Consider the following 18027-nt stretch of genomic DNA (forward strand, 5'->3'; position numbering starts at 1 on the left):
TCTGTTGATTTACCATGGTATTCTGCCGACTGAACTGCGACGATTCAACCTGTTCTGCAGACACAACGGAGAATGCTATGTACTGGTTGTACAAAACCGAACCAGAAGAATGCAGTATTGATGACTTCGCCAACAATCCCACCAAGCCCATTGTATGGGAAGGAGTGCGTAATTATCAGGCTCGTAACTTTTTACGCGCCGCCGCACTGGATGATTTGGTGCTGATTTATCATTCCAGCTGCAAGCTTATTGGGCTGGCCGGTATTGCCAGGGTGGTCAAAACCGCCTACCCGGACCCTTCGCAGTTTCAGCCAGACAGTATTTATTTCGATGCCAGGTCCAGTGCGACGCAACCTCGCTGGTTCGCCGTTGAGCTGATATTTGTGCAAAAATTTCCCTCTGTGGTGCCGCTAGACAAACTAAAGCGCTCATCTAAGCTAGAACAACTGGCGCTGGTGCAAAAGGGCAGCAGATTGTCAGTCATGCCGGTCCAACCGGACGAGTGGCAAGTGATGTTGGCCATGGCCACAAAGGAGTAATGCAGATGAAACAAGAGCGTCGGCGCAGTGCCAGAAGTTTTCACCAGTTCTGGCAGCAGTTAAATCCGGCTCAGCAGTTTTCCGTGTTTGAACTGCAACGTTTTGGTTATGAATTGTCTTTTGTTCGTGAGCAGGAACAGCAGCGGGTTGCTGTGTTAAAAGCTGGCGACAGGCTCGCCAGCGTTGATGCAGAAGGGCAAATCAATATAGCCCCGACCGTCGTGCTGCGGGACTAACTGGCACGTCGGTCAGCCGCATTGGAACTTTGTTCCTGCAGTATCTCCAGCCCCTTGTGGCACAATTTGAAATACGCTGTCAGCGTGTTGCTTTGCCATAACTCGGTCAGCACAGGATAGTGACGCAGGAAGTTTTCGATGTCGTTCATCGTCAGTTCTGAATGTTTTTTCAGGTAGAAGCCAAAACTCTGCCTGGGCGCCAGACCTTTATTGGACTGATCCCGGCATAAGGTAGGGATGGCCTTAAACAACTGCTCCAGATGAGGGGCATGCAACGGCAGTTTGGCTTGCTGACGCACCCAATGCTGCAGCCTGGATTGTAATTGTTGGCTTTGTTCTTCCGCCAGCCAGAATGCCAGGTGCTCCACCTGCACAGACTGCTGCTCTGCAAAATGCAGCTGCACTTTGAGCCGGTTCAGTGCTTTGGTCTGTTGATCCAGTTTCAGAACCAACACCACTATAGGTGCCACTGCCAGTACCAGAAACACTAACCACCACATCCGGCATCTCTCCTAAGGATAATTCAGCCTGCTGGCGTGTCCTGCCAAAAGGTCACATCGCAGCAGGCTGAGGGCGCGCACTCTAACAAAGAGCATCCTGACTGGCTATGCCAGTGAGGATGAATTTTTTTCAGGCTTTGCCTGCCTGCTCAATATACTGAGTGACCTGCAATTCGAGTTGCGACAATGGCACACTGCCGTTACGTAACACAGCTTCGTGGAAGTCACGCAGGTTAAACTTGTCGCCCAGTTGCTGTTCGGCCTGCCGGCGCAGCTTTTTGATGGTGATTTCACCCAATTTGTAAGACAGCGCCTGAGCAGGCCAACTGATATAGCGATCAATCTCCGTCGTCACGTTATGCATTGACAGTGCCGTATGGCTACCGAGGTAATCCAACGCCTGCTGCCGGCTCCAGCCCAAGGCATGCATACCGGTATCCACCACTAAGCGACAAGCACGCCACATTTCATAAGTCAGCCGGCCAAAGTTGCTGTAAGGGTCCTGATAGAAACCCATTTCCAGCCCCAGGTATTCAGAATACAAACCCCAGCCTTCACCAAAGGCAGAGGTATAAAAGTTACGTCTGTAATCGGGTTGGTCAGCCATCTCAGCAGCCAGCGCAATTTGCAGATGGTGACCAGGCACCGCTTCGTGCAGGGTCAGAGCTTCCAGCTCATACAAAGGTCGACGATTCAGTGCGTAGGTATTGACCCAATAAAAGCCGGCTCTGTCTGCTCTGCCGCTGCCCGCATAACGGCCCGATGTGTATTTGGGGGCGATTTCCGCCGGAACCGGCGCTACGCCATAAGGCTGTCTGGGCAGGGTTTTAAACAAGGCGGGCAATTGTGCATCGGCTTTTTTTGCGATAAAAGAGGCTTCTTTCAGCAATTCTGTCGCTGTTTTGGCATAAAACTGCGGGTCGGTGCGCAGAAACTCAATAAAGTCGGCAAAACTGCCGTGAAAACCTACCTGCGCAATCACTTGCTGCATTTCAGTTTTAATACGGGCCACTTCCTCCAACCCCAACTGATGCACCTGCTGTGGCGTCATTTTCAGTGTGGTGTAATGCTCCAATCGATTCTGGTAAAACTCGCGCCCCTGCGGCAAAGAACTGGCGCCTATCTGCTCCCGAGCCGCGGGCAGGTAACTTTGCAGGAAAAAGTCATAAAACTGCTGATAAGCCGGGTTGATCTGCTCGCTGATCAAGGTTTTTGCTTGCAGTTGCAATGAAAGCCAATCGGCATCTGACACAAAGTGGGGCTGCTGCCGGAACGGGCGGAAGAAAATACTTTGCTCCGGGTTTTGGCTGATATAGGCCTGAATGCCCTGTTCATAGCCCGCCAACACAGCCTTTGGCTGAGTCAGGCCCTTTTCGATACCACGGCGCATCCAGTCCGTTTGCTGCTGCATATAACGCGGCACAGTACTGAGTTTTTTCAGGTAATCCTGATAAGAGCGGGCTGAGCTGAAATCAGTACCTGACACCATAAACCCCAGGCTGGAATGAAAACCTGACTCCGAGGTCAGCGGCATATAGTGGGCACCAAAACGGTATTCATCCACTGCATCCTGCAAACCATACAGCAGGATCTGATGGTTAATTTTCTGCTGCTCCGTCAGACCTTTCAGTTCCGTCTGTTGCAATTGTTGTAGCAACTCCAGCCGTTTCTGCTGTTTTTTTTCCAATGCTTCAGGCGACATATCTGGCAGGCTGGTGCTGCTGCGATCCGACAGTTGTTGCTGCTGTTGCCAGATTTGTGCAGACAACTGCTCAAAATCAACCGCAGGTGATGAAACTTTGGCCGTACAGGCCGCCAAAGACAAAGTCAGACCCAAAGCGATTAAAGTGCGTTGCATTCTTGTTCTCCTTGTTTTCTTTCGATTCTACCCTGTCGGTTCCATAGCTCCAGCGGAACTATCTGTGCTTTCTGGAGATTGGACGTATTCAGCGGATAAAACGAGGTAATTGGGCAGATTTTTCTGCATTAATGACAAAAACCACAATTGAAAATACAAAAAAGTAAAAAAATTAATTGTTAAGTTCCAAGCAAATGCAGACTTTTTTAAACAGATATGTCAGCTTAGTTGAAAGCAGCGGCTTGCCTTAGTGTTAGATTCGCGTAACATGGCAAAAACAACGCTAAATGAGCAGTAGTATTTAGTTGGAGTCAGGCTTGGCATGAAATATCAGGACTCAATCGATCAAGCGGGTGAAAAGGCGGCGCTGACGGCCGCTTTTTTACAGCGGCATCGTTTGGCAGCCCACCCGGTCAATTACACAGTGATCTATGAGTACATCAGTGGTCACAACGCCGGTTTATGCCACGCTATCGAACAGAAACTGGCCGCTCAGGCCAGTTTTGATGATTTTGTGATGGCCGAGCTGTACAGTCAGTGGCTGGTGCCGCAACAGGCACGGCAAGAAGCCTTAGCCCATCAGGTCACCACTATGCTGGCCAAGCTGTCCGGCACCACCGACATTGCCAACGAAGCAGTGCAACACTACATTGATATGCTGGATCAGGTGTTGCTGGGGCTGGATCCAAACAATAGCAACCGCAGCAAAGACAGCATCAATAAAGCCATCAGCGCCACTTACGCCATCAAAGCCTCACAGCAAAAGCTGCAGGACCAACTCGAGTTCTCCAACGAGCAATGTCACCTCCTGCGTGATGAGCTGGACCGGCTGAAACAGGAACGCCAGCTCGATCCCTTAACCGGTCTCTACAACCGACTGGCCATGCAGGAGCATCTGGACTTATGGCTCAGTGAAAACCCGCATCGCCGTATTGCGGCAATAGCGGTCGATCTGGATCATTTTGCCCAGTTTAATCAGGACTATGGCGCTGGTATTGGGGATGTGATTTTAAGTAAAGTGGCGCGCAAAATTGCCAGTTATGTGCAGGAAAGTGGTTTGCCTGTGCGTTGTGGTGGCGAAGAGTTCCTTATTTTGCTGCCAGATGTCGATTTACGTACAGCCGGCGAAATTGCTGAACAAGTGCGGCGCGGCGTCGAAAAACTGCGGTTTGTTTCATCAAAAAGCAAAAAGACCTTACCGAAAATCACCATTTCTCTGGGGGTCTCCATCTACAACGCCGCGGAAAACTGGCATCAGTTTTTATCGCGCTCAGCCCGGGTGCTGCAGGAAGCCAAGCAACGCGGCCGTAACCAGGTTGCGAACGAGCTGATGCTGGCTCTGTAAATGGCAGCAGCACTGAAAGACTGCTATTCCCCCTCTTTTATACGACAGCTGGGATTGTTGTGCCAGCAACAGCACCCGGCTTTTGATCTGAGCGCTTTCAGTACCTATGTGCTGGCGGATGACTGGTCTGAGCTGGAACTGAAACAACGTATGCGTCGGATCAGTACGGCGCTCGCGCTGCATTTACCTCAATCCTTTGCAACTGCACTCCCCATTGTGCAACAGGTGGCTGTGCAGTTTTCCGGCTTACAGGGTCTGGTGTTTCCTGACTTTGTTGAGGCTTATGGGCTGGAACAGCCGGAGTTGTCCATTCAGGCACTGGGTGAACTGACCCGCTATTCCAGCAGTGAATTTGCTATCCGGCCCTTTTTGTTGCGGTACCCTGAACTGGTGTTACCCCAGTTATTGCAATGGGCTGAATCGGACGATTTACATCAGCGCCGGCTGGCCAGTGAAGGCGCCCGGCCCCGCTTGCCCTGGGGGCTGGCGTTGAAACCCTATCAACAGGACCCAACCCCTCTAATGCCAGTGCTGGAGCGGCTGAAAGCGGATCCAGAAGCCTATGTGCAGCGCAGTGTGGCGAATCATCTGAATGACATCAGTAAAGATCATCCACAGCTGGTGTTACAACTGGCGGAACGCTGGCTGAATCACAGCCATGCCACCCACTGGATTGTACGCCATGCACTGCGTGGTTTATTGAAGCAGGCCAATCCTCAGGCGTTACAGCTGTTTGGTATTATGCCTGTGGATTTACAGGCGCAGTTAAGTCTGATCTCCACCACCGCATCGGCCACCCAGCCGCTGCAGTTTCAGTTGACCTTAACAGGCGAGGCGCCCGCTGGTCCCTTGCGGCTGGAGTATCGCATTGGTTATCTGAAAAAAAACGGCCAGCTCAGCTACAAAGTGTTTCAATGGGCCAGACCCCAGTGGCAAGGTCAGCCATTGCAACTAAATAAACAACAGGCATTCGTCGACCTGACTACCCGTAAGCACTACCCGGGACAACACCAACTGGAAGTCTGGCTGAATGGCCGTTGTATTGCGAGCCAGTCCTTTGCCCTGAACTGACAGGACAGCCTGGTTCAGACCGCACAGAAAGTCCGCGCAATGATTGGCGTGGCCGCCTGAATCTTTTACACTAACGCCAATTTTTCTGCCCGAGGCTTATTTATGTCAGACCCATCCAATCAAACCCACTTTGGTTTTAAAACAGTGCGGCAGGAAGACAAAGTCTCGCTGGTGGCCAATGTATTTCACTCGGTGGCAGGCAAATATGACCTGATGAACGACCTGATGTCGATGGGTATTCACCGGCTGTGGAAACGTTTTACCATTGACAGCAGTGGTGTACGCGCTGGTCATCAGGTACTGGACCTGGCCGGTGGCACCGGCGATATCACGGCACTGTTTTCAAAACGGGTTGGCCCAACAGGCAAAGTGGTGCTGGCCGATATCAATGAGTCCATGCTGAATGTCGGTCGCGACAAACTGCGTGACCTGGGTTTAGTGAATAACATTCAGTATGTGCAGGCCAATGCCGAAGCCTTACCTTTTGCGGATAACAGTTTTGACATCATCAGCATAGGTTTTGGCCTTCGCAACGTCACCGACAAAGATGCCGCGCTGCGCTCCATGTACCGTGTGTTGAAGCCAGGTGGCCGCCTGCTGGTGCTGGAGTTTTCCAAACCTGAATACGACTGGCTGAGCAAAGTCTACGATCTCTACTCCTTTAAACTGCTGCCAGCCATTGGTCAGCTGGTCGCCAATGACAAAGACAGCTACCAGTACCTGGCCGAGTCCATCCGGATGCATCCGGATCAGGACACCCTGAAACAGATGATGCAAAGCGCCGGTTTTGAGCATGTCAGTTACCACAACCTGACCGGTGGCATTGTCGCCCTGCACAAAGGATACAAGTTCTGATGTTGAACCTGCTGCCACAGCTGCTCTGTGCTGCCTTTGAAAAGGTGCTGCAGAAGCTGCTGGCAATGGACCCTACCTCTGTTCAGTTACTGGCCCCAGTGCAAGGCAAACAGCTGGCATTGCAGTTAAAGGAGCTGCCCTGGCGTTTTGTGCTGTCAGCCTCGGAACGGCAACTGTTGTTAAACCAGCATCTGGAGCAGGCGGACTGCGAAATCAGCACCGATCTGACCACAGTCCGTCAACTGGCCGATCCCAGCCAACTGACCCGGCTGATTAAACAAGACAAACTCAGCATTCAGGGTGATTTGCAGGTGGCGCAAAAATTCAGCCAGGTCCTGCAGCAGTTAGACCCCGACTGGCAACAAGAGCTGTCCGTCTGGCTGGGCGACGCACTGGCCCACAAGCTGGCGACTGCTCTACGGCAGGTGCAGCAACTGCTGCTGCATAAGCTGGCCGAGTTGCAGCAACAAAGCGTCGAATTGCTGCAGGACGAATTGCAAAGCACGCCAAGCCGTGCCGAGTTTCAGCAATTTCAGCTCAGCCTGACGTCAGTGCAAACCCGGCTTGAGCAGCTCAGCCGTCAATTAAAAACCCTGCAGGAGTCGTAGTGGGTATCAAGCGCTTTTATCAGATTTTCAGCACCTTACTGCGCTTTGGCCTGGACAATCTGGTGCCTGAAAAATGGCGCCCCTGGTACTGGCAACTGGTGCGAAGCTGCGCCTTCTGGCTCAGTAACCGTCATCCGGAAAAATCGCAGGGAGAGAGACTGCGACTGGCCTTGCAGCAGTTAGGGCCGGTTTGGGTTAAATTTGGTCAAATGTTGTCCACCCGCCGCGATTTGTTCCCTGATGAATGGGTCGACGAACTGGCCAAACTGCAGGATAAAGTCAGCCCCTTCCCTGGTGAACAGGCCGAAGCTGTAGTGAAAAAGCAGCTGGGCCTGCACAGTCTGGACGAGTTATTCAGTTATTTTGAGCTGACCCCTTTGGCGTCGGCTTCTATTGCTCAGGTGCACACCGCAGGTTTGAAACAGGCTGATGGTGCTGTGGTTGATGTGGTGGTTAAAGTGATCCGGCCTGCTATCCGGCCACAAATTCTGGCCGATCTGGAGCTGATGGACGCATTGGCCGGACTGGTGGCCCGTTACCTGCCAGACGGCAAGCGGCTGCGGCCACAAGAAGTAGTGGCCGAATACCGAAAAACCATTCTGGACGAACTGGATTTGCAGCGGGAAGCCGCCAATGCCATTCAGCTGCGGCGTAATTTCGAAGGCTCAGACTCCCTGTATGTGCCTTATGTGTATGCCGATTACAGCCGCCCTGCCGTGATGGTGATGGAGCGCATTTACGGCATCCCGGTCTCCGACATTCCGGCGTTAAAAGCACAAGGCACCAATATGGAACTGCTGGCCAAGCGGGGGGTGGAGGTGTTTTTCACCCAGGTGTTCCGCGACAGCTTTTTTCATGCCGATATGCACCCAGGCAACATTTTTGTCTCACGCGAGACACCGGAAAACCCTAAATATATCGGCATTGATTGCGGTATAGTGGGTACCCTGAATAAAGAAGACAAACGTTATCTGGCCGAAAACTTTGTCGCCTTTTTTAACCGCGATTATCTGAAAGTTGCACAGCTGCACGTTGATTCCGGCTGGGTGCCTGCGGATACCAGCGTGGAAGAGTTTGAAAGCGCTATCCGCACTGTCTGTGAGCCGATTTTCCAGAAACCTCTGCAGGATATTTCCTTTGGCCAGGTGTTGTTTAACCTGTTCAACACAGCCCGCCGTTTTAATATGCAGGTGCAACCTCAGCTGGTGTTATTGCAAAAAACCCTGCTGTATATCGAAGGTCTGGGCCGTCAGCTGTACCCGCAACTGGATTTATGGCAGACCGCGAAACCCTTTCTGGAAAACTGGGTCCAACAGCAAATGGGGCCGGTCGCCTTGTGGCGCGAATTAAAAGCCAATTTGCCGTTTTGGGCAGAAAAACTGCCCGACATGCCGGGTTTATTGCACAACTACCTGCAGCAAGGGCCAAAGAACCAACAGGCGCTGTTGCAACAACTGCAGCAGTTGCAACTGCAACAGCAGGAACAGACAAAAAAACTGGCCTGTGCGGTGTTTGGTGGTATGAGTTTTGTAGCCACTGTCTTATTATTGACATCTGGCTGGACTATAACAGCAGCCTGCGGTGGCTTAGTCACGGCGGCTATGCTCTGGAAAATACGCTGACCTGAAGCAGGTGCAGCAGGCAGTAACAAGGGGATATTCAACATGGGTTTTGGTGGCATCAGTATCTGGCAACTTCTGATTATTCTGGTCATTATAGTTCTGCTATTTGGCACAAAACGCTTACGCAGTCTGGGTTCAGACTTAGGCTCTGCTATTAAAGGCTTCCGCAGTTCAGTGAAAGAGCAGGCCGAGGATACCGAAGTGCCAGCTCCGTCTGCTCAGCCGGCAGTCGAACAGAAACCTGCAGCCCAGCAAACTACTGCTGCGCAGGAGCAGCAAAAATCAACTGATCAGCGCTAAATGAGTTTTTGGGAGCTGGTGGTTATCGCCGTTGTCGCTTTGTTGGTGTTAGGGCCAGAGCGACTTCCTGGCGCCATCCGGAGTGTCAGCGACTTTATCCGCGGAGTAAAACAGTTTGGCCAGCAAATGCAGGCCGAGCTGAATGACGAACTGCGGGTACAGGAACTGCACGAAAAGCTGAAGCAGGCCGAAGAAAAGGGTTTGCTGAATCTCAACAACGAAGAAATGCAGGCCATTGCTGAACTGCGTCAGGCGGCGGCGGATGTGACCAACCCGTATCCTGCAGCTGCCGCTCCCGCTGCCTCAGCAGCTGTGACTTCAGAGCAGCCCGCCTCTTCTTCTCCAACCACAGACAGTTATGAGCAGCACAAATCCCAATAGCCTGTTAGGTCACCTGATCGAGTTACGTCGTCGGCTGTTGCATGTGGTGGCTGCTGTGCTGCTGGTGTTTATTGGCCTGGCCTATTGGGCAGCCGACATTTACCACCTGCTGGCCTCGCCATTGATGACGGTGTTACCGCAAGGTGCATCCATGATAGCCACCGACGTGGCGGCCCCTTTTTTCGCGCCTTTTAAACTGACCTTTATTGTCGCTTGTTGTCTGGCGGTGCCTTATATTTTGTGGCAGATCTGGTTGTTTGTGGCGCCCGCTTTGTATCAGAAAGAAAAACATCTGGTGGCACCACTGATCGTCTCCAGCACCCTGCTGTTTTACCTCGGCATCTGCTTTGCCTATTTTGTCGTCTTCCCTATTGTCTTTGGCTTCTTTACCAGTGTGGCTCCTGAAGGGGTGACCATTGCCACCGATATCAGCAGCTATCTCGACTTTGTACTGAAATTGTTTTTTGCCTTTGGTCTGGCTTTCGAAATTCCGGTCGCCGTGTTATTACTGGTCTGGACAGGCGCCGTAGAGCGGAAAAGTCTGGTAGAAAAGCGGCCTTATTTTGTGGTGTTCGCTTTTATTATCGGCATGTTGCTGACACCACCTGATGTGCTGTCACAGACACTGCTCGCTGTGCCTATGTGCCTGTTGTATGAACTGGGGATCTGGCTGAGCCGGTTTTATCAGCCCGGCACAGACGACACTACAAACGAGGAAATTCAATGAAAGCTGTAGTTGTGACAATGAGTTTGCTTTTGGCGTCGGTTCAGGCGGCAACAGTCGATGACGAATTGCAGAGATGCCGCCAAATCAGTCAAGATCTGCCCCGGCTGCTGTGTTATGACCAGATAGGACAACCAGCCAAGACCGTTGCCGAAACTGTGACAACAAAAGCGGTCCCCCTAGTGGTCGCGCAACAGCCTGTTCAGGCAGCAGCCGCAAGCCCTGCACCGGAAAAAACAGCTGAACAGGACTTTGGTATTGAACACAGAGCAGCACCACCGGAAGATTTACCAGAAGCAGTCACTGTCGTATTAACAAAAATTGCGACAGCTCCTCATGGTCAGAAGATCTTTACCTTCGACAATGGTCAGGTCTGGCGCCAGATCACCAAAGAATCCTTCGTCGCCAAAACAGGCGAAACCTATCAGTTAACCCGTGGTGTGCTGAACTCATTTTTCCTCGGACAACAAGATTCACCACGTAAAACCCGGGTTCGTCGGGATCAGTAAGTGGCCAGTTTTTGTGATGCCGGAGTCAATTTATTCAGCAATCAGTTTGATGCTGACCGGGCTGAGGTGATTGAGCGCGCAAAGCAGCATGCAGTGCAACAGTTGCTGCTGATCAGTTCAGATCTGCCTGAAAGTGCCCTGAATCTGGCATTCTGCCAAAAGCATCCTGGTGTATTCTGTACTGCCGGAGTGCATCCACATCAGGCAGCATGCGTACCCTCAGACTGGGTTCAGCAACTGCGTCCGCTGCTGAATGAGCCTGCCGTGGTGGCTGTCGGCGAATGCGGACTGGACTTTAACCGGGATTTCAGCCCCAGAAACACCCAGCTTCAGGTGTTTGAACAGCAGTTGCAACTGGCGTCTGAATTACAGAAACCTGTGTATTTACATGAACGGGACGCTTTTGCCGACCAACTGGCATTGCTGCGCGCTTACCCGGGCATCACCGGAGTCGCCCATTGTTTTACCGGCAACAAAGCCCAACTGACAGCTTATCTGGATTTAGGTTTACTGATTGGTATTACCGGCTGGCTCTGTGACGAACGCCGGAACCAGGAGTTGACAGAGGCCATCCAGTACCTGCCTTTGGACCGGATCCTGCTGGAAACCGATGCGCCTTATTTGTTACCAAGGACTCTCGTTGCCAAACCGAAAAACCGTCGCAATGAACCGGCCTTTATCCCTGAGATAGCCAGGTATCTTGCAGAGCTGAAGCAGCTCAGCCTGGCGCAGCTGGCCGAACAAACCAGCCTGAATTTTAGCCGTGTATTTCGTCTGATGGAGCACAGGGATGGATAATGAATGGTTATCTCAGCAATGGCAGGGCCTGGGGGCCGGTTTCGCCATGGCCACTGTCCTGATCTCGTTGCTGGCCTGGCTACTGTTTGTCTGGCAACAACGACGCTGGCAACAGGAAGTGGCGGATGAGCTGGAAGAAAAAATTCAGCAACGGACACTGGAGTTGCAAATTACCCTGAATGAGCTGGCCGATAAAAACCGTCAGCTGGAACAGCAAAATACGCTGGACGCGCTGACTGGTGTGCGTAACAGGGCGTTTTTTGATCAGAAACTGGTGGCCGAGCTGAAACGCTGTCGACGTGAACGCAGCTTTTTATCGCTGCTGATGATTGATATCGATCATTTTAAAGCCATCAACGACCAACATGGTCATCTGGCCGGGGACGCGGTCATTCAGCAAGTGGCGCAGAGTATTCAAAGCCACCTGAAACGCAGCAGCGATCATTTATGCCGCTATGGTGGTGAAGAATTTGCGCTGATCCTGCCCAATACCAATTCAGAGGGAGCCATGCTGCTGGCCGAACAGGTGCGGCATGACCTGGCGCATTCTCAGGTCAGGTATCAGCAACTGGTGTTACTGGTCAACGCCAGTATCGGCTGTTATACGGCTATCCCCGAACCCCTGCAGACCAGCAGTGACTTTATTCAGGCCGCAGATGCGGCCTTGTACCAGGCCAAACAAACCGGACGCAACAAAGTGGTGTGTTCGGAACTTTCGCAGCATGAAGTGGCTGCACAGGAGTCAGAATCCCATGAGCAAAACCAATGAATATTTCCCCGCCAGCCGGCTGCGCCGGTTACGAGCGCACGATTTCAGCCGCCGGCTGATGGCGGAAAACCAACTTAGCGTCAACGACCTCATTTATCCGATATTTATTGTCGAAGGTGAAAACCAGCGTCAGGCCGTGGCCTCCATGCCAGGTGTAGAACGGCTGTCGCTGGATTTATTACTTGAGGAAGCACGGGAGCTGGCCGATTTGGGTATTCCGGCCATAGCACTGTTTCCGGTCACGCCCGCTGAAAAAAAATCACTGATGGCCGAAGAAGCCTATAACCCGGATGCATTGGCGCAACGCGCAGTACGGTTATTAAAACAACAGGTGCCAGAACTGGGCATTATTACCGATGTCGCTCTGGACCCTTTTACTACCCATGGTCAGGACGGCATTATTGATGAGAATGGTTATGTACTGAACGACATCACGACCGACATTCTGGTCAAGCAGGCCTTGTCGCACGCAGCAGCCGGTGCAGACATAGTAGCCCCGTCCGATATGATGGATGGCCGTATTGGCGCTATCCGGGAAGCACTGGAAGACGCCGGTTTTGTGAACACCCAAATTCTGGCCTATTCAGCCAAATATGCTTCAGCCTACTACGGTCCTTTCCGGGATGCGGTAGGCTCCGCGGGCAACCTGAAAGGTGGCAATAAAAAGTCCTATCAGATGGACCCGGCCAACAGCAACGAAGCCCTGCGTGAAGTGGCATTGGATCTGGAAGAAGGTGCCGACATGGTGATGGTTAAGCCTGGAATGCCCTATCTGGACATAGTCCGTCGTGTCAAAGACGAGTTCGGGGTACCGACTTTTGCCTATCAGGTCAGCGGTGAGTACGCCATGCATATGGCTGCCATTCAAAATGGCTGGCTGAATGAAGAAGCGGTAGTGATGGAGTCTTTACTGGCATTTAAGCGCGCCGGTGCCGACGCCATTCTGACGTACTTTGCCAAACGCGCTGCGCAGTGGCTGAAATAACAAAAGGGGTCAGGGTATGGCTCTGCCCCCCAATCTTTTATTGCACTATCAGCTGCCACCCAGCCTGTTGTTGGTACACAGCTTCCTGTTCCAGTTCAGCCCGCATCAGTGGATGATGTTCCAGCCAGCCTGTAGGTAAGGTTAAATGCAATGCCTCCGCATGGGCCTGCACTTGCACAGCAGGTAAAGCTTCATGGCGGCGGCGCATCGACAGAATGACTGCCAGCCGCAATATGCGGGTCAGCCTTACCGCCAGCAGCACAGATGTCATGGTCTGGCGTGCCAGAATATCTTTATTCAGATCGGCTCTGTGGTTGTGAACCAGGGCCATCAACAACTGCTGCTGCGCCCGGGTGAATCCCGGCAACTCCGCATGGTTGATAATATAAGCGCCATGATGGTGATGGTTTTTGTATTCAATCAGCAAACCCAGCTCATGCAACAAAGCGCCGCAACGCAAAATACTTAAACCTTCAAAGCTTTGCAGTTTCCACTGAGAGTCCAGCTGCTGAGCCAGCATGGCCGCCATATCCGCCACCCGGTTGGCGTGTTGCTGGTCAATAAAATACCGAACCATCATGCTTTGCACTGTGCTGGCCCGCACATCCTGATGCTGTAACTGCGGTAACATGCCGTACAACACACCTTCACGCAGTGCACCACCGGACAAAGTCATACCTTTAATCTGCAACACCCGGAATAACGCGATCAGAATGGCCAGACCGGACGGGAAGACCTGTTTGCGTTCTTGCGCCAGACCGGGAATCATCAATTGGTCCATATGACCACAAGCCAGCGCTTGTTGCAGCACAGTCTCAAGACGGGACAAGGTAATGACTTCGTCCTTGCCTTGTGCAACCAGAATTTCCTGCAATGCCTGCACAGTGCCGGAGGCGCCTACGGCGTTTTGCCAGCCTTGGGCCAGATACTGCTCCGCTACGCTTTGAATTTCCCGCTCCGCCGCCGCAATAGCAGCATTAAAGTTCTGTTCACTGAGTTCGTTGTTCTGGAAATACCGTTCCAGGTAAGTGACACAGCCCATATTCAGGCTGGACAACAGTAATGGCTGAAACCCCTGTCCGACCACCACTTCAGTGGAGGCGCCACCGATGTCGATCACCAGTCGGTTGGCTTCACAATTGGAAGTATGGGCCACACCAAGGTAAATAATACGGGCTTCTTCTTCGCCGGAAATCACTTCAATTTTATGGCCAAGGATCTGTTCGGCTTCCGTCAGAAAGGTTTTGACGTTGCGGGCCAGTCGCAAGGTGGCCGTGCCGACAATACGGATATTGCTGGCCGGAATATCCTGCAGCCGTTCAGCAAATAACGCCAGGCATTCCCAGCCACGGGTCATGGCTTCTTTACTGAGCACCAGGCTGTCATTTAAACCAGCCGCCAGACGCACTTTACGTTTCACCCGGCCTATCACCTGCACACTGCCAGCCACCACTTTAACCATCAACATGTGGAAGCTGTTCGAGCCGAGGTCAATCACAGCATAAATATCATTATGCTGTGATTGGGTCTGACCAAATTGCATCGCCTTAACGCGGACGGCTGCGTGGGTTCCGCGAGCCATTCGACTGACTTCGCTGGCCGGTACGGGCCTGTCCAGGCCGACGACGGACACGGGGTTTGGGCGGGGTAACATCATCCAGCAACACAGTCGCATCGTACTGAGTCACCGGAATGGCATGACGGATATAGTCTTCAATGGCCGTCAGGTTCAGCGCATAACGCTCACAGGCGAAACTGATGGCTTTGCCACTTTCACCAGCGCGGCCTGTGCGGCCAATACGGTGCACATAGTCTTCACAATCATCCGGCAGGTCGTAGTTAAACACATGACTGACTTTCGGAATATGCAGCCCGCGGGCAGCCACGTCTGTAGCGACCAGAATGTCAAGCTGTCCTTTGGTAAACTCTTCCAGAATACGCAGACGTTTTTTCTGAATCACGTCACCTGTCAGTAAACCAACACGATGCCCGTCGGCTTCCAGCCAGGCGTGAATGTCTTCGCAGCAGTGTTTGGTATTGGCAAACACTATAGCCTTATCCGGCCACTCTTCTTCCATCAGCGTCAGCAAGAGTTTCATCTTGTGCTCATCGGACGGGTAGAACAGCTCTTCGCTAATCCGGCTGCCGGTCATTTGCTCTGGCGCCACATGCACATGCACAGGCTGGTTCATCTGTTCAAAAGCCAGTTCCTGCACTTTGTAAGACAAGGTTGCGGAGAACAACAGACTCAGGCGCTCTGTGGCCGGTGGCATCCGGCGAAACAAAAAGCGGATGTCTTTGATAAAGCCCAGATCAAACATCCGGTCCGCTTCATCCAGCACCACCACCTGAATTTGTGACAGGTCGTACAGGCCTTGTTTCAGGTAGTCAATCAGACGGCCTGTGGTCCCGATCAAAATATCTGCACCTTTTTCCAGCGCCTGACGTTGAGTATCGTACCCTTCGCCCCCATAGATCAGAGCAAGCTTCAAACCTGAGTGTTTGGCCAGCGCCTGAGCGTCATGATGGATCTGCACTGCCAGTTCCCGGGTCGGCGCCATAATAATGGCCCGCGGTTGACCTGACCCACGAGGTTCGTGTGTCAGTAAATAGTGGAAAGTGGCGGTTAAAAACGCGAGGGTTTTACCTGTTCCGGTCTGGGCCTGTCCTGCTATATCTTTGCCGGTCAGAGCTATGGGAAGACACTGCGCCTGTATTGGTGTGCAATGCTCGAAACCTTGCGCAGAAAGTGCGGCAAGAACCTGAGGTGCCAATGCAAAATCGGCGAATTTGTGTGGTGTTAAGTGTGTTTTATTCATACGCGCTAAGCATAACCGTTACGCTTGCAATAAGGAACAGTCCGGATAAAATTGGCTTTAAATTTTTGCAGTACCCAACTGCCCAGTACTAACGGAGAATACAATGAGTGAACATATTCTGCAGGTGTCAGACGATAGCTTTGAAGCCGATGTGTTAAAAGCTAACGCACCTGTTCTGGTTGATTTTTGGGCTGAGTGGTGTGGTCCGTGCAAAATGATTGCACCTATTCTGGACGACGTCGCCAAAGAGTACGCCGGCAAAGTGACAGTCGCTAAAGTCAATATCGACCACAACCCAGGCACACCGCCAAAGTTCGGTATTCGTGGCATCCCAACACTGCTGCTGTTTAAAAATGGCCAGGTGGCGGCCACTAAAGTAGGTGCTTTATCAAAAACTCAGTTAAAAGAGTTTTTAGACAGCCATATCTGATTGAATTCAGGCGACAATCTGTTGAGGGTTTTCGCCTGTTCCCTGCTGTTTCCGCTCATTTAACCCGAACAGAGCACTCGCCGTATAAAAATGCAGCTTTTCTCGTTTTCATCTGGACGCCAGAAATTTATCCTGCTAAGGTGTATCGCAGCAACAAATCCCTAAAACCACGCTGTCCCGTTGACTAAACCTAAGCCTACTTCCTTTTAATCAGCGCGATAAGCTTGTAATTCTGTTTGACCAACAAGAATCCACACACTATGCATTTAACCGAACTGAAACTAAAGCCAATTAACGAGCTGGTTGATTTATCTGAATCTATGGGCCTGGAAAATATGGCCCGCCTGCGCAAGCAGGACATTATCTTCGCCATCCTGAAAGCCCATGCCAAAAACGGTGAAGAAATTTACGGCGATGGCGTTCTGGAAATTCTGACCGACGGCTTTGGCTTCCTGCGTTCTGCAGACAGTTCTTATCTGGCAGGTCCGGACGATATTTATGTCTCCCCCAGCCAAATCCGCCGCTTTAACCTGCGTACCGGTGACAGTATTTCTGGCCTGATCCGCCCGCCGAAAGAAGGCGAACGGTATTTTGCGCTGCTCAAAGTAAACGAAGTGAACTTTGGTCGCCCTGAGCAAGCCCGTAATAAAATTTTGTTTGAAAACTTAACCCCTTTGCATGCCAATTCACGGCTGCGGATGGAACGTGGTAACGGCTCCAAAGAAGACTTAACAGCCCGGGTGCTGGATTTAGCCTCCCCGATAGGCCGTGGTCAACGGGCGCTGATTGTGGCACCACCAAAAGCCGGTAAAACCATTCTGTTGCAGAACATTGCCCAGTCGATTGCCGCCAATCACCCTGAATGTGTGCTGATGGTGCTGCTGATTGACGAACGTCCGGAAGAAGTCACTGAGATGCAGCGACTGGTGAAAGGTGAAGTGGTGGCTTCGACCTTCGACGAACCTGCCAGCCGCCACGTTCAGGTGGCAGAAATGGTGATCGAAAAGGCCAAACGCCTGGTTGAACATAAAAAAGACGTGATTATTCTGCTCGACTCCATCACCCGTCTGGCCCGCGCTTACAACACAGTGATCCCAAGTTCAGGCAAAGTACTGACAGGTGGTGTGGACGCCAACGCGTTGCATAAGCCTAAACGGTTCTTTGGTGCCGCCCGGAACGTGGAAGAAGGCGGCAGCCTGACCATTATCGCCACAGCGCTGGTCGATACAGGCTCGAAAATGGACGAAGTGATTTACGAAGAATTCAAAGGCACAGGCAACATGGAATTGCACCTGTCGCGTAAAATTGCCGAGCGCCGTGTGTTCCCGGCCATTGATTTCAACCGCTCCGGTACTCGCCGTGAAGAACTGCTGGCGTCGCCGGAAGAGCTGCAAAAAATGTGGATCCTGCGCAAAATCCTGAATCCAATGGACGAAACGGATTGCATGGAATTCCTGATTGATAAGCTGTCGATGACCAAAACCAACGACGAGTTTTTCGAAGCTATGAAACGGCAGAAAAACAGTTAAGACAAAAACCGGCCCTGTGGCCGGTTTTTTTTATGTACAGAGTTATGCCGGTGCAATTGCTGGCGAGAAATCACTATAACGTGCGACCCATGCAGCCGCGCGAGGGAATGACAAAGGCACAACTCAGGGATGATTGTGCAGATGGCAAA

20 protein-coding genes are annotated in these 18027 nt (G+C 51.9%); 16 read left to right on the plus strand and 4 right to left on the minus strand.

Translation table 11 applies throughout. From position 1 onward, the window contains the following. Positions 1–77: 77 nt before the first annotated feature. Positions 78–539, plus strand: coding sequence for an EVE domain-containing protein (locus tag WKJ03_RS08345; protein WP_337841730.1), 462 nt, complete (start codon positions 78–80; stop codon positions 537–539). A 5-nt stretch (positions 540–544) separates the two neighbouring features. Beyond that, positions 545–775, plus strand: a complete 231-nt coding sequence (locus tag WKJ03_RS08350) for a hypothetical protein (protein ID WP_337841731.1) — start codon at positions 545–547, stop codon at positions 773–775. On the opposite strand, the gene WKJ03_RS08355 is transcribed toward WKJ03_RS08350, so the two are convergent. Together WKJ03_RS08355 and WKJ03_RS08360 are read right to left on the minus strand one after the other, a co-directional pair. Next, complete coding sequence (locus tag WKJ03_RS08355; RefSeq protein ID WP_337841732.1) at positions 772–1275, minus strand: hypothetical protein; 504 nt, start codon at positions 1273–1275, stop codon at positions 772–774. The two genes, WKJ03_RS08350 and WKJ03_RS08355, sit on opposite strands and share 4 nt — an antisense overlap. A 130-nt stretch (positions 1276–1405) precedes the next feature. Further along, positions 1406–3133: a DUF885 domain-containing protein gene (locus WKJ03_RS08360; RefSeq protein WP_337841733.1), complete on the minus strand. Its 1728-nt coding sequence runs from the start codon at positions 3131–3133 to the stop codon at positions 1406–1408. 322 nt (positions 3134–3455) lie between these two features. Here WKJ03_RS08360 and WKJ03_RS08365 point away from each other — a divergent pair, with 322 nt between their 5' ends. From WKJ03_RS08365 to hemB, 12 genes are all read left to right on the plus strand, one after another. Continuing rightward, on the plus strand, positions 3456–4478 hold the full coding sequence (locus WKJ03_RS08365) for a diguanylate cyclase (protein WP_337841734.1): 1023 nt from the start codon (positions 3456–3458) through the stop codon (positions 4476–4478). After that, positions 4479–5549, plus strand: a complete 1071-nt coding sequence (locus WKJ03_RS08370; RefSeq protein ID WP_337841735.1) for a DNA alkylation repair protein — start codon at positions 4479–4481, stop codon at positions 5547–5549. It begins immediately after the preceding gene. 102 nt (positions 5550–5651) lie between these two features. Then, a complete protein-coding gene (gene ubiE, locus WKJ03_RS08375) occupies positions 5652–6404 on the plus strand; it encodes a bifunctional demethylmenaquinone methyltransferase/2-methoxy-6-polyprenyl-1,4-benzoquinol methylase UbiE (RefSeq protein WP_337841736.1) in 753 nt (250 codons plus the stop codon). Beyond that, a complete protein-coding gene (locus WKJ03_RS08380; protein WP_337841737.1) occupies positions 6404–7012 on the plus strand; it encodes an SCP2 sterol-binding domain-containing protein in 609 nt (202 codons plus the stop codon). The genes ubiE and WKJ03_RS08380 overlap by 1 nt, the downstream gene beginning before the upstream one ends. Then, the gene (ubiB, locus tag WKJ03_RS08385) at positions 7012–8634 is read left to right on the plus strand and encodes a ubiquinone biosynthesis regulatory protein kinase UbiB (protein ID WP_337841738.1); all 1623 of its coding nucleotides are present in this window, start codon (positions 7012–7014) and stop codon (positions 8632–8634) included. Before WKJ03_RS08380 ends, ubiB begins: the two co-directional genes overlap by 1 nt. A 42-nt stretch (positions 8635–8676) precedes the next feature. Beyond that, complete coding sequence (gene tatA / locus WKJ03_RS08390) at positions 8677–8934, plus strand: twin-arginine translocase TatA/TatE family subunit (protein ID WP_337841739.1); 258 nt, start codon at positions 8677–8679, stop codon at positions 8932–8934. Further along, the gene (tatB, locus tag WKJ03_RS08395) at positions 8935–9315 is read left to right on the plus strand and encodes a Sec-independent protein translocase protein TatB (RefSeq protein ID WP_337841740.1); all 381 of its coding nucleotides are present in this window, start codon (positions 8935–8937) and stop codon (positions 9313–9315) included. After that, a complete protein-coding gene (gene tatC / locus WKJ03_RS08400; protein ID WP_337841741.1) occupies positions 9293–10042 on the plus strand; it encodes a twin-arginine translocase subunit TatC in 750 nt (249 codons plus the stop codon). The genes tatB and tatC overlap by 23 nt, the downstream gene beginning before the upstream one ends. Continuing rightward, positions 10039–10548, plus strand: a complete 510-nt coding sequence (locus WKJ03_RS08405) for a hypothetical protein (RefSeq protein ID WP_337841742.1) — start codon at positions 10039–10041, stop codon at positions 10546–10548. The genes tatC and WKJ03_RS08405 overlap by 4 nt, the downstream gene beginning before the upstream one ends. Beyond that, positions 10549–11346 carry a TatD family hydrolase gene (locus tag WKJ03_RS08410; protein WP_337841743.1) on the plus strand — a complete coding sequence of 266 codons (798 nt, stop codon included), beginning with the start codon at positions 10549–10551 and terminating at the stop codon, positions 11344–11346. Continuing rightward, complete coding sequence (locus tag WKJ03_RS08415) at positions 11339–12115, plus strand: GGDEF domain-containing protein (protein ID WP_337841744.1); 777 nt, start codon at positions 11339–11341, stop codon at positions 12113–12115. The genes WKJ03_RS08410 and WKJ03_RS08415 overlap by 8 nt, the downstream gene beginning before the upstream one ends. Next, positions 12099–13100 carry a porphobilinogen synthase gene (hemB, locus tag WKJ03_RS08420; protein WP_337841745.1) on the plus strand — a complete coding sequence of 334 codons (1002 nt, stop codon included), beginning with the start codon at positions 12099–12101 and terminating at the stop codon, positions 13098–13100. The genes WKJ03_RS08415 and hemB overlap by 17 nt, the downstream gene beginning before the upstream one ends. A gap of 37 nt (positions 13101–13137) precedes the next feature. On the opposite strand, the gene gppA is transcribed toward hemB, so the two are convergent. Continuing rightward, complete coding sequence (gppA, locus tag WKJ03_RS08425; RefSeq protein WP_337841746.1) at positions 13138–14682, minus strand: guanosine-5'-triphosphate,3'-diphosphate diphosphatase; 1545 nt, start codon at positions 14680–14682, stop codon at positions 13138–13140. Then, positions 14648–15919, minus strand: a complete 1272-nt coding sequence (gene rhlB, locus WKJ03_RS08430; protein WP_337841747.1) for an ATP-dependent RNA helicase RhlB — start codon at positions 15917–15919, stop codon at positions 14648–14650. The genes gppA and rhlB overlap by 35 nt, the downstream gene beginning before the upstream one ends. Positions 15920–16022: 103 nt before the next feature. Here rhlB and trxA point away from each other — a divergent pair, with 103 nt between their 5' ends. Beyond that, a complete protein-coding gene (trxA, locus tag WKJ03_RS08435; protein WP_337841748.1) occupies positions 16023–16349 on the plus strand; it encodes a thioredoxin TrxA in 327 nt (108 codons plus the stop codon). A 260-nt stretch (positions 16350–16609) separates the two neighbouring features. Beyond that, positions 16610–17878 (plus strand): transcription termination factor Rho, encoded by a 1269-nt coding sequence (gene rho, locus WKJ03_RS08440; protein ID WP_337841749.1) that lies wholly within the window; start codon positions 16610–16612, stop codon positions 17876–17878. Positions 17879–18027: the final 149 nt, after the last annotated feature.

Source organism: Rheinheimera sp., assembly GCF_037442525.1.
GTDB lineage: Bacteria > Pseudomonadota > Gammaproteobacteria > Enterobacterales > Alteromonadaceae > Pararheinheimera.